Source organism: Bacillus sp. FSL W8-0102 (assembly GCF_038007225.1).
GTDB lineage: Bacteria > Bacillota > Bacilli > Bacillales > DSM-4216 > Bacillus_O > Bacillus_O smithii.
The window spans coordinates 2,753,098-2,765,433 of sequence record NZ_JBBOWT010000001.1; the positions used below are offsets into that span (position 1 = coordinate 2,753,098).

Genomic DNA, 12,336 nt, shown 5'->3' on the forward strand with positions numbered 1-12,336 from the left:
TTTAATAATGTTCAGATAATTAAACGGACAAAATGTCTACTCTCCTTTAAAAACAGGAGCTCGTTTTTCGATAAAAGCTTTTATCCCCTCTTGCCCATCTTTCGATTCAAAAACTTTGCCGAACCATTCAGCTTCTTTCTCCATCCCTTTTTGAAAATCGCCTTGCTTGGAATAATTTAATAGTTCAATAGCCGCTTTCAGTGAAAGCGGACTCTTCTTTGCAATTTTTGCTGCTAATTCCCGTGCCCGCGGTAGAAGTTCTTCCTCCTTGCAAACATCGTTGGCAAGCCCCCATTGAACCGCTTCACTTCCCGAAATCGGTTCACTTGTAAAGAGCATCTCGGCTGCCTTTCCGGTACCGACATAACGAGGCAGCCGCTGGGAGCCGGCAAAACCAGGGACTAACCCAAGGCTAAGCTCCGGTAAACCTAATTTGCTATTTTCCGTCACAAGGCGAATGTGGCAGCTCATGGCTAATTCCAAACCTCCGCCCAATGCCGCTCCATGAATAGCGGCAATTACAGGTTTGGAGAAATGTTCAATGCGATTAAACACTTGCTGCCCATGAGAAGCGAGAGAAGAAAATTTTTTGCCATCTTTGACAGTTGCAAATTCCTTAATATCCGCTCCCGCGGAAAAAAATCTCCCTTTTCCGTAAATAAGTACCACTCGGACATTCTGCTCGTTCTCCAATTCATCCAAGAGCAAATCCAATTCTGAAATGACCTCATTCGCTAAAGCGTTTGCAGGCGGGCGATCCAAGATCACTTCCGCCACATTTCCTTGTCGTTGCCATGAAAGATATTCCATTTCTTTACCATCCCCTTATACAACGGAAAATCATTTTTCTCCTAAAAACCCCTTTAATAACAGTTTGGCTACAGTTGGTGCGAGAGCCACAAGGTCATATTTTTGTTTGTTCATGACCCATGTTGTAGCGATTTCATCGATCGTCCCAAACAGCATTTGACGAGCTATGCGAGTATCAAGATCAGGAGAAAATTCCCCGCTTTCCACTCCTTCGCGAAGAATTTGCTCTATAAAATCTAAATATTCTTTCAACACATTATTGATGCGTCGGCGTAATTCTTGATTGGACTGCCTTAGTTCCAGCTGCGTTACTACTGCCAATTTCGGGTTCTGAGAAAGAATTCGAAAATGATTTTCTATCATCATGAATATTTTCTCTGCAGCCGTTTGTTTCCCTGCTATGACTTCTTTAATTTTTTCGATGAAATTCGCCATTTTTTCTTGAAACAATGAAATTAAAATGTCTTCTTTATTTTTAAAATACAAGTAAATGGTGCCGTCGGCTATTCCCGCCTGCTTGGCGATCTTTGAAACTTGTGTTTGATGATAGCCGTTTTCGGCAATCGTAATCACGGCCGCGTCAATGATTTGATGGTATTTCGGTTTGTTTCTTCTCAAGACAATCCCCTTTCAAACTACACATCATCATTTATGAATGATCATTCATTCATAAATGAATCTTATCTTTTTTCTCCCATACTGTCAATAGAAAGGTTCATCATTATTTTTTCTTATTCAGCTTTCTTTTTCGTTTTTGCCTAAATTTTCTTTTTCTTCTTCTGTAAGAGCACGCCGCAATATTTTTCCCATTGCGGTTTTCGGCAATTCTTCCCGAAACTCGTAAATTCGTGGTACTTTGTAGGCTGCCAAACGTTTTCGGACAAAAGCATCCAACTCTTTTTCCGTTGCAACCGCGCCTTTTTTCAGTACAACATAGGCCTTGACAGTTTCCCCACGGTAAGAATCCGGAACCCCGGCTACGACAACTTCCTGAACCGCTTCATGTTCGTACAGAACTTCTTCCACCTCGCGAGGATAAATATTATAGCCTCCTGCAATAATGATATCTTTCTTGCGGTCGACGATGTAAAAAAATCCTTCTTCGTCCATGTAACCGATATCCCCTGTCAAAAGCCAGCCGTTTCGCAAAACAGCCGCTGTCTCGTCGGGACGATTCCAGTACCCTTTCATCACTTGCGGCCCCTTTACAGCCAACTCGCCGATTTCATGAGGGGGAAGCGGATCTCCTGTTTCCAGCGATAAAATAGCTGCGTCTGTATCCGGCCAAGGGAGCCCTATGCTTCCTTCCACCTTTCTGCCCCACAGTAAATTGGCATGGGTAACAGGAGAAGATTCGCTTAATCCGTAACCTTCCACTAATTTTCCGCCTGTCGCTTCTTCAAATTTTTTCTGGACTTCTAACGGCAATGGAGCCGATCCGCTAATGCAGCATTTAATGGAGGAAAGATCATATTTGCTGATATCAGGATGGTTGAGCAAACCAATGTACATCGTTGGCGCACCGGGAAACAAAGTGGGACGTTCTTTTTCAATCGTCTTTAGTGTTGTTTTGACATTAAATTTCGGCAATATAATCATTTTATAAGCTTGCATAACGGATAAAATCATGACAGCCGTCATTCCATAAACATGGAAAAATGGAAGCAGCGCCAATACCGATTCTTCCCCTTTGCGGCACTTGTACAGCCAAGCGTCACACATGGAAGCGTTTGCAACAAGGTTTTTATGAGTCAGCATGACCCCTTTTGGAAATCCCGTCGTTCCCCCCGTGTACTGCAAAAGAGCAAGATCTTCTTCAAAATCGAAATCTTCATCGATTTCGTTCGCTGTTTCGTTTTTTAAAATCACATCAAATAAATGAATGTTCCCTCTATGATGCACTTTTACCAATAGTCCTGTTTGTTTTTTTTGCATTTGAGAATAGATAGTATTTTTAGGAAAGGGTAAATAATCTTTGATAGCTGTGACAATGACATGTTCAATGTCCGTCTTGTCCATGATCTTCGCCACTCGAGGGTAAAGAACATCCAGCGTAAAAATCACTTTTGCACCGGAATCCTCCATTTGGTATGCCAGTTCTCTTTCCATATAGAGCGGATTTGTCTGTACGACGACGCCACCAGCGTATAGTACACCGAAGTATCCGATCACGCTTTGGGGACAATTAGGAAGCATGATCGCCACTCTATCTCCTTTTTGCACACCAATTTTGCGCAAATATCCCGCTAACTTCAAAGCAGATTCATACACTTCTAGAAAGGTCATTTTCTTTCCCATAAACTGAATGGCCGTGTTCCCGGCATATTCTTCGGCTGCTCGAGTTAAATAGGATTGAATCGGAATAGGCTCATATGAAAGTGTAGCAGGAATTTCCTCCGGATAATGTTTAAGCCATGGTTTATCCGTCATCGAACTCCCCCTTCGATATTTTTTGGAAAATTTAAAATATTATATACGAATTATACAATATATTTATCCTATTTACAATCAAAGAAAAAAGATCGAACCTCCCTCCAAAATCGAAAGAGGTTCGACCTTTTTAAGCAAAAAAGACTAAATATATGATTCCAAGAATAAAAAATGCTCCGCAGCAAACAAGCAGCACTTTGGCCAATTTTTCCATTGTTTCATCTCCCCAATACGTTGTGGAGCTTGTTTAAAGAGAAGGAAAAAGGCGAAGACTTGCCAATATGGATTTTACTTCAGTTCAACCACTGTGACGCCGCTGCCGCCTTCCCCCGCTTCTCCGAGACGGATGCTTTTCACTGATCGATGACGCTTCAACAGCTCTTGTACTCCTTTTCTTAAAGCCCCTGTTCCTTTCCCGTGAATAATGGAAACACGCGGATATCCGGCCAATACGGCATCGTCAATGTATTTTTCCACTTTTATCAAAGCATCTTCATAGCGTTCCCCGCGCAAATCCAGTTCTAAGCCCACATGATAATCTTTTCCCTTTACGGTAGCCAACGGTTTCGGATCGACCTTTTTTTGCGAAGGAATGTATTCAAGATCCGATTCATTGACATTCATTTTTAAAATGCCGACTTGAACGAGCCATTCGTTCCCGTCGACTTTTTCGAGTATCGTTCCTTTTTGACCGAAGGACAACACTTTTACTTCGTCTCCCGGCATGAAGGAACGAGTCTTTTTCGCTTTTGGTTGCGGTGTTTTTTTCTCTATCTCCGGCACGGCATCAGATAACCGCTTTCTCGCTTCGATCAATTCATGCTCTTTTACTTCTGCATTCTTTTCCAGGCGCAGTTTTCTTAAATGGCGAATGATTTCTTCCGCTTCTTCTTTCGCCTTTTCGACAATCCTTGAAGCTTCTCTTTCAGCGCGGCTGTACATTTCTTCTTTTTTCTCATAAAACTCTTGCATCTGGTTTTGCAAATCTTTTAAAAGTTTTTCAGCCGATTTTAAATAATCTCTTGCCTCTTGTTCTTCTTTTTCGGCCAATTTTCTGCTTCTCTCTAAAGAAGCAATCATATTTTCTACTTCGTTAGTATCGGCACCCGTATATTGTCTTGCCCGTTCAATGATCTTGTGATTTAATCCTAAACGCTCGGAAATTTCAAAAGCGTTGCTGCGTCCGGGAACGCCGATGAGCAAACGATAAGTTGGGCTTAATGTTTCCACATTAAACTCAACACTGGCATTGATTACTCCATCTCGGTTGTATCCATAGGCTTTCAATTCAGGATAGTGGGTGGTTGCCACTACTCTGGCCCCTACTTCAAGCACTTCATCCAGGATCGAAATGGCCAGAGCCGCTCCTTCCTGCGGATCAGTTCCTGCCCCGAGTTCATCAAACAGAACCAAGCTCTCCCCCGTCACTTCCTTTAAAATATCTACAATATTCACCATATGGGAAGAAAACGTACTTAAGCTCTGTTCAATGGATTGTTCATCCCCGATATCGGCAAATACGGAATGAAAAACGGCCATTTCCGAACCTTCCTGAGCCGGTATTTGCAGACCAGATTGTGCCATTAACGTTAAAAGACCGATGGTTTTCAGCGTAACGGTTTTTCCTCCGGTATTCGGTCCGGTAATGACGATCGCTGTATAATCTTTCCCCAGTTCAATATCGTTGGGTACAGCTTCCTCTATCGGCAGCAAGGGATGACGCGCTTGATGAATCCTTATATATCCTTCTCGATTCATCAACGGTTTAGAGGCTTTCATGCTCTTGGCCAATTTCGCTTTGGCAAAAATAAAATCCAAATCACCCATCACTTGAACAATGACCAGCAGTTCATCGGCATTTTCCTGTACTTTCGCCGACAACTCTCTTAAAATTTTTTCGATTTCTTCCTGTTCTTTCAGCTTCAATTGCTTTAATTGGTTATTTAATTGAACAATCGATTCCGGTTCAATAAAGAGAGTTTGTCCTGAAGATGACTGATCATGGACAATCCCGCCATAGTGGTGGCGATATTCTTGTTTCACCGGGATGACGTAGCGATCATTCCGAATCGTAACGATGGCATCCGAAAGCATTTTCTGCGCATTTTTGGATCGAATCATGCTTTCCAGACGTTCGCGAATTCTTCCTTCATGAATCCTGATTTGACTACGGACCTCTCTTAATGTCGAACTGGCAGAATCCAAGATCTCTCCGTTTTCATCGACAGCGCGTTTAATGTCATGCTCCAGCTCCGTCAACACAGGGATCTGTTCTGTTTGTTCTGATAAAATCGGTAACTTTTCCCCGTTTTCAACCAGTTCGGCGATAAACTTTTTCATCATCCGTCCTGAGTATATCGTTCCAGCAATTTGAATCAATTCTTCGCCATTGAGCAATCCCCCGATTTTGGCTCTTTTCACGTGTGGACGGATATTATGCAGCCCATCTAAAGGAGCATGTCCTGCTACTCGTAAAACGGTTGCCGCTTCATCCGTTTCCTCCTGCCAATGAACCACTTCAGAAAAATCAGCAGAAGGAAAGAGAGCGTCGATTTTTTCAATTCCCAATGAAGAAGAGGCGTGCTGTTCCAATTGTTGCTTAATTTTATCAAATTCTAACGTTGCCAATACTTTCTTATTCAATGAGCAATCTCTCCCATCAAGCATCATTCGATTTGTATAAAGCTATGCTGAAAAAGGTTGATGGATCTCATACCATAAGTATTCTCCAAAATGAACCATCCAAATGACCATATTAAGGGATCTGTAAAAAACGTTTCATCTGTTTTGCATCCAATGTATTCAATATATTTTTCCGTTTGATCCAGCCCTTTCTTGCCGCTTTCACTCCGATTTCCATAAACCTCAATTGATCAACGGCATGGGCATCCGTGTTGATAAAAAATTTTACACCTGCTTCTTGAGCTTTTCGCAAATGATCCACAGATAAATCCAAACGGTGCGGATTGGCATTCAATTCTAAGGCCGTATTCGTTTCTTTCGCCCATTCAATCAATAAATCGATGTCAACATCATAGCCTTGTCTTCTGCCAATCAGCCGGCCAGTCGGATGAGCAATTAATCGGACATACGGATTTTCCAAAGCCGTCCGCAGCCTTTTCATAATAGTAGAACGGGATTGGGAAAAATGCGAATGAATGGATGCAATGACGAAATCCAGCTGCGATAATAATTCATCGTCGAAATCTAGCGTTCCATCGGGTAAAATATCCATTTCAATACCGGAAAAAATTTCAATATCCGAATATTTTTCGTTTAATTTTTTGATTTCTTCTATTTGTCTCTTGAGCCGATCAGGCGTTAAACCGTTTGCCACTTTTAAATATTGGGAATGGTCGGTAATGGCCATATATTGATACCCTTTTTTTCTGCACGCTTCCACCATTTCCTCCAAGGAATAAGCCCCGTCCGACCACGTAGTGTGCATATGCATATCGCCTTTTAAATCTTCCATTCTCACTAGATCCAAGCTTTCACGATAATGGTCGACTTCGGTTCCGTCCTCTCGAATTTCAGGAGGAATCCAAGGCAAGCCAAAATGGCGGTAGAAGTCCTCTTCTGTAGAAAAGGTCACAATTTCTCCTGTTTCCTTGTTTTCGATGCCATATTCGCTAATTCGTTCTCCTCGTTGTTTGGCAAGCTGTCTCATCCGAACGTTGTGATCTTTTGAACCTGTAAAGTGATGAAGCGCCGTGGCAAATTGTTCCGGTTCCACAATTCGGAAATCAACCGAAACACCATATGAATCCTCAAGCACAACCGACACTTTCGTTTTTCCGGCTGCTGTTACTTCTTTGATTCCCGGAAGATGGATCAGCGCATCCGCAACCTTTTGTGGATCAGCCGCAGCGATGATAAAATCCAAATCTTTCACCATTTCCCGTAACCTGCGAATGCTTCCGGCACGGGCAAACTGTAGGATTCCATCGATGTTTGCAAGGTTCTTCTCGATATGTTCGCACAGTTCAAGCATATGCCAGATGGGTAGTCGTTCCGGTCGATCGCCAACTTGCTTTATGGCTGCTAAAATTTTTTCTTCCGTTTTTTTCCCGAATCCAGGAAGATTTTGCACCTCTCCTTTTTCACAAGCGGCCTTTAGTTCTTCTGCATTCGTAATCCCAAGTTCTTGATAAAGTTTGGAAATTTTTTTGCCTCCAAGACCCGGAATCTGCAAAAGAGGAATTAAACCTTTCGGCACTTCCTGCTGCAATTGTTCCAAAACAGAGGAGGTTCCCGTTTCTATAAATTCCTCGATGACACTGGAAGTAGCCTTTCCAATGCCGGGGATTGATGTAAAGTCTTTTATCTCATTTAAACTACGTTCATCTTTTTCAAGGGCGGCCGCGGCCTTTCGAAAAGCGGACACTTTAAAGGAATTTTCCCCTTTCAGCTCCATATAGATCGCAATATTTTCCAGAAGCCGAACAACGCTTTTTTTATTGTTGATCATCCATTCTCACCCGCAATTTTGAAAAAATCGATAAAGATTTCATCTGTCGCCTGTACATATCATGCCATTATGTCTATTGAAAACTTGGTATTCTTCCTATATACTATCAGAAACACAGGAAATGAAAAACTTCTCCTATTCAGAGAAGTTTTTACAACGTTGTTGGGTTGAATGCAATCAGCTGTTTCACATAGTCCGACACAATCGGCGTATGGTTGATCATCGCTCCGGCAATGACAGATTGCTGCAGCTGAGCTTGAATACTGTCAACCGGGAGGAATGTGCCTAGAACGATGAGCACAAGCAAAACAACATATATTTCTAAAAAACCGAGGATTCCCCCGCCGATCATGTTGAACTGACGAATAACGGGCAGATTGGCCACAATGCTGAGCATGGAAGCTAAAAAGGAAAGAGCGATTTTGACAGCAACAAAAATAATCACAAAGGCAATGGCTCCATAAAATAATTTATCCACGTTGACAGCATGGGCAAAAAAGAGAAGGCCGCTGCTGCCGTTTCCATCCAATGAAGGAGCAGGAAATAATCCGGAAAGCCTTGCTGCGACAGCATCATGCGCAGCATAAGCCGCGATTAGAGCGAGAATCGAACTGGTCATATGGAAAAGCTGGCTAATCAAACCTCGTTTTAAGCCGATCACAATACCGCTGATGAGAAAAAGCGCCAGAAGCAAATCAAGCATTGTCATCACCCTTTAACTTATTGAATTTTTCTTCCAAACGGAGATATTCTTCTTGGAGTTTTACATAATCATGTATGGCATTAACGGCTGTTAAAACCGCTAATTTACTAGTGTCAAGGGAAGGATTCTTAGAGTTGATTTCACGCATTTTTTCATCGACCAGCTCTGCGACATGCCGAATATGACTGGCTGATTCCTCGCCAACAATGACGTACTGCTGTCCATATATGTCAACGGTAATTCGGTTTTTTTTCCTTTCAGACAATGTAGAATGCCTCCATTCTAAAAGAATCCTAACCTTTATATTAACATCAACATTCATCATTTGAAAAGAAAAAGGAGAATTATGTTGTCGAATATAGTACTGAAAGTATCTCATTCTGTTCTTTCGTCCATGAAAACACACTATGCGGACGATTTAACTGCGAAACTGCCGACGGGTGCTGTTTTTTGCGCTAAACGAAATGGGTGCACAATCACCGCTTACAAAAGCGGAAAAGTCCTTTTTCAAGGAAACAGCGCCGAGCAAGAATCCAAAAAGTGGGAACAAGACTCCCTTCCATCTGAAAAAAAATCATCCATGAGCAAAGGTTCTGTCTTACCTTCCGGTTTTTCATCGCTTTCCGTTATCGGCAGTGATGAAGTCGGTACAGGGGACTATTTTGGCCCGATCACTGTTGTTGCGGCCTTTGTCCGAAAAGATAAGATCCTTGATCTAAAACATTTAGGTGTGCAAGATTCGAAACAGCTCAGCGATCAGCGTATTATCGATATCGCAAAACAATTGGTCCACACCATTCCATACAGTTTATTGGTGCTGCATAACGAAAAATATAATGAGCTTCAGAAAAACGGAATGTCCCAAGGCAAAATGAAAGCTCTTCTTCACAATCGCGCCCTTTTAAATGTATTGCACAAAATTTCTCCTGAAAAACCGGACGCCATACTGGTCGATCAATTTGCGGAAGAGCCTCTTTACTTCCGATATTTAGAAAAAGAAAAAGAGATTTGCAAGGAAAACGTCTATTTTCAAACGAAAGGTGAAAGCGTCCATATTGCTGTGGCTGCCGCTTCCATTCTCGCCCGCTTTGCATTTTTAAGAGAAATGGAAAAATTATCTAAGAAAGCTGGCTTCACCCTTCCAAAAGGCGCCGGTTCCATCGTCGATGAAGCAGCCGCTCGACTCATCGCCGAAAAAGGCGAAGAAAGCTTGAATTTTTTTGCCAAAAGGCATTTTGCGAATACGGAAAAGGCTTTGCGGTTGATAAAATAAGCGAAACTTCTGTCACCGATAAGAGAATATCCGCTAATAGAAGTTCGCTTTTTTATTTTTCAGGCTGTTGTTTTTCTCGGCGGTGAAATCTTAACCCCTCCGCTTTCAATGCATGATTTTACGCTAACAAGAGAAAATCCTTCCTTAATAAAAGCAGACTCAACATCCAAAGAAACGGTGATGTTGAGTCTGTTTTCATGTAATGATCCTTTTAACTTCTTAATTCTGCTCCTGTTTTTTCTTTTACGGCAGCAAGCACCTTTTCATGGACATTCATGACTTCTTCATCTGTTAACGTTTTATCCGGATCATAGTATTTAAGAGAAAAAGCGATCGACTTCTTGCCTGGTTGTAAATGTTCCCCTTCATATAAGTCAAAAATGCGGACTTCCTTCAGCAGTTTTCCACCTGCTTGCCAAATGATTTGTTGCAATTTTCCAGCTTCCGTGTCTTTGTCCACCACTAAGGCAATATCGCGTGTAATCGAAGGGAAGCGAGGGATCGGATCGTATTGCAGTTCCAGCGCTTGTTCATTTAACAAGATGCTCGCTTTTAATTCAAAAACATAGGTTTCTTTTAAGTCTAATTGTTTTTGCTTTTGAGGATGCACTTGACCAATAAAACCTAGTCTTTTGCCATTTAAAAAGATTTCAGCAGTCCGTCCCGGATGCATATCAGGGAGTTCTGCTTTTTTCCATTCAACGGCATCGCCAAGACCAAGTTTTGCGAACAGCCCTTCTAATATTCCTTTTAAAACAAAAAAGTCTGCCAGTTTTTGTTCTCCTTGCCACTCGTTCGCTTCCCACACACCGGTAATGGCTCCGGCAATATGTTCATCTTCCTGCGGCAGTTCTTGGCCGATTTGTTTCAGAAAAACCGACCCGATCTCATATAACCCGATTGAATCATTTTGGCGAGCGACATTATAGGATACTGCTTCCAACAAATGAGGAACCAAGCTTTGGCGAAGAAGACTTCTTTCCTCGCTCATAGGCATGGCGATTTCGACCGGTTCCGTTTTATCCAGTACAAATTGATGAACCATATCCCGACTGGTCAAAGAATAAGTGATGGCCTGATACAGCCCCGCTCCTTCCAGAAACTTGCGCACGACGCGACGCTTCTGTTGATAAGGGGTTAAACCTCCCGGAGAGGCAGCTCCTACCGGCAACGTTTTTGGCAATTCGTCATATCCATATAAACGAGCTACTTCTTCGATCAAATCTTCTTCAATCGTAATGTCCCCTCTTCGAGTCGGAACGGTGACAGTGAACAAGTCGTCGCTAGTTTCGACAGTGAAACGGAGTCTCCGGAAAATATCGACAACATCTTGACTCGAAAGATTGGTGCCCAAAACGCGGTTGATTTTGGAAAGCGATATCGTTATTTTTTTCGGTTCTGCCTCTAAATCTCCGGCGACAACCGTTTCTCGCAGCACTTCCGCACCAGCATATTTTTCCAGAAGTTCAACAGCTCTTTCCGCCGCAGCTTTGACCCTGTTTGGATCGACACCTTTTTCGTAGCGGGCGCTCGCTTCACTGCGCAAGCTGTGATCCTTAGATGCCTTTCGAATAGTTGTTCCGTTGAAGTAAGCAGATTCGATTAAGACGGTTGTCGTATCCTGCTGAACTTCGGAATTGGCTCCCCCCATCACTCCAGCCAATGCTACGGGTTTGGAACCGTTCGTGATCACGAGATGTTCCGGCGTCAAAGTACGTTTTACATCATCTAATGTCACGATTTCTTCTCCATCATAAGCGCGTCTTACCAGAATTTCTTTAGAACCAAGGCGATCGTAGTCAAACGCATGGAGAGGCTGTCCGTATTCCAGCATGATATAGTTCGTAATATCTACCACATTGTTGTGTGGACGAATACCAGCTGCCATAAGCCGTGCCTGCATCCATAACGGAGAAGGGCCTATTTTTACGTTTTTAACCACTTTGGCGACATAGAACGGATTATCTTCTTTTGCTTCCACTGTCACTTTTATGTAATCACTGGCTTTTTCTGTACTTTCATGGTAAACGGGATGAGGCAGTTTCACATCACGATCCAAAATGGCCGCCACTTCGTAAGCGACACCGAGCATGCTTAAGCAGTCGGAGCGGTTCGGCGTTAATCCTAGTTCGATGATACAATCGTCCAAGTTCAACGCTGCGATCGCATCCGCCCCCACTTCAGCATCATCCGGAAACACAAAGATCCCTTCGGCAAATTCTTTTGGCACCAATTTTCCTTCAATACCGAGTTCTTGTAGAGAACAAATCATGCCGTTCGATTCTTCGCTGCGCAGTTTGGCCTTTTTAATTTTTATGCCTCCCGGAAGGCGAGCACCTGGTTTGGCTACTGCCACTTTTTGGCCTGCAGCTACATTCGGTGCACCGCAAATAATTTGAACCGGTTCTCCTTCACCGATATCTACCAAACATTTGTTCAATTTGTCGGCAGCCGGGTGTTTTTCGCATTTTAATACATGGCCGATCACTACATTTTTAATATGTTCTCCCGGTATTTCCACGCTTTCTACCTCAATGCCGGATCGGGTTATTTTTTCCGCCAGATCCTTCGCGGAAATTCCCGAAAGATCCACGTAATCTTGAAGCCATTTCAGTGAAACCAACATATTCAGAAAACCTCCTTTTCTCA

9 protein-coding genes are annotated in these 12,336 nt (G+C 42.7%); 1 reads left to right on the top strand and 8 read right to left on the bottom strand.

The annotated features are described in order from the left end of the window. Positions 1-36: 36 nt before the first annotated feature. From N1I87_RS13110 to zapA, 7 genes are all read right to left on the bottom strand, one after another. Positions 37-810, bottom strand: a complete 774-nt coding sequence (locus tag N1I87_RS13110) for an enoyl-CoA hydratase (protein WP_003355580.1) — start codon at positions 808-810, stop codon at positions 37-39. Between the two features lie 30 nt (positions 811-840). Continuing rightward, positions 841-1,428: a TetR/AcrR family transcriptional regulator gene (locus N1I87_RS13115; RefSeq protein ID WP_341102184.1), complete on the bottom strand. Its 588-nt coding sequence runs from the start codon at positions 1,426-1,428 to the stop codon at positions 841-843. A gap of 117 nt (positions 1,429-1,545) precedes the next feature. Then, positions 1,546-3,240, bottom strand: coding sequence for a long-chain-fatty-acid--CoA ligase (locus tag N1I87_RS13120; RefSeq protein ID WP_341102188.1), 1,695 nt, complete (start codon positions 3,238-3,240; stop codon positions 1,546-1,548). A 288-nt stretch (positions 3,241-3,528) separates the two neighbouring features. Further along, positions 3,529-5,883 (bottom strand): endonuclease MutS2, encoded by a 2,355-nt coding sequence (locus tag N1I87_RS13125; protein ID WP_341102191.1) that lies wholly within the window; start codon positions 5,881-5,883, stop codon positions 3,529-3,531. A 112-nt stretch (positions 5,884-5,995) separates the two neighbouring features. Then, a complete protein-coding gene (gene polX / locus N1I87_RS13130) occupies positions 5,996-7,711 on the bottom strand; it encodes a DNA polymerase/3'-5' exonuclease PolX (RefSeq protein WP_341102193.1) in 1,716 nt (571 codons plus the stop codon). Positions 7,712-7,862: 151 nt separating this feature from the next. Continuing rightward, positions 7,863-8,414: a CvpA family protein gene (locus N1I87_RS13135; protein WP_003355585.1), complete on the bottom strand. Its 552-nt coding sequence runs from the start codon at positions 8,412-8,414 to the stop codon at positions 7,863-7,865. Further along, positions 8,407-8,679 (bottom strand): cell division protein ZapA, encoded by a 273-nt coding sequence (zapA, locus tag N1I87_RS13140; RefSeq protein WP_003355586.1) that lies wholly within the window; start codon positions 8,677-8,679, stop codon positions 8,407-8,409. The genes N1I87_RS13135 and zapA overlap by 8 nt, the downstream gene beginning before the upstream one ends. An 84-nt stretch (positions 8,680-8,763) precedes the next feature. On the opposite strand from zapA, the gene rnhC reads away from it, so the two are divergent. Continuing rightward, positions 8,764-9,687: a ribonuclease HIII gene (rnhC, locus tag N1I87_RS13145; protein ID WP_341102198.1), complete on the top strand. Its 924-nt coding sequence runs from the start codon at positions 8,764-8,766 to the stop codon at positions 9,685-9,687. Positions 9,688-9,898: 211 nt separating this feature from the next. Here rnhC and pheT read toward each other — a convergent pair whose 3' ends face one another. After that, entirely contained in the window at positions 9,899-12,313 is a 2,415-nt protein-coding gene (pheT, locus tag N1I87_RS13150) for a phenylalanine--tRNA ligase subunit beta (protein WP_341102200.1), read from the bottom strand. Between the last annotated feature and the right edge of the window lie 23 nt (positions 12,314-12,336).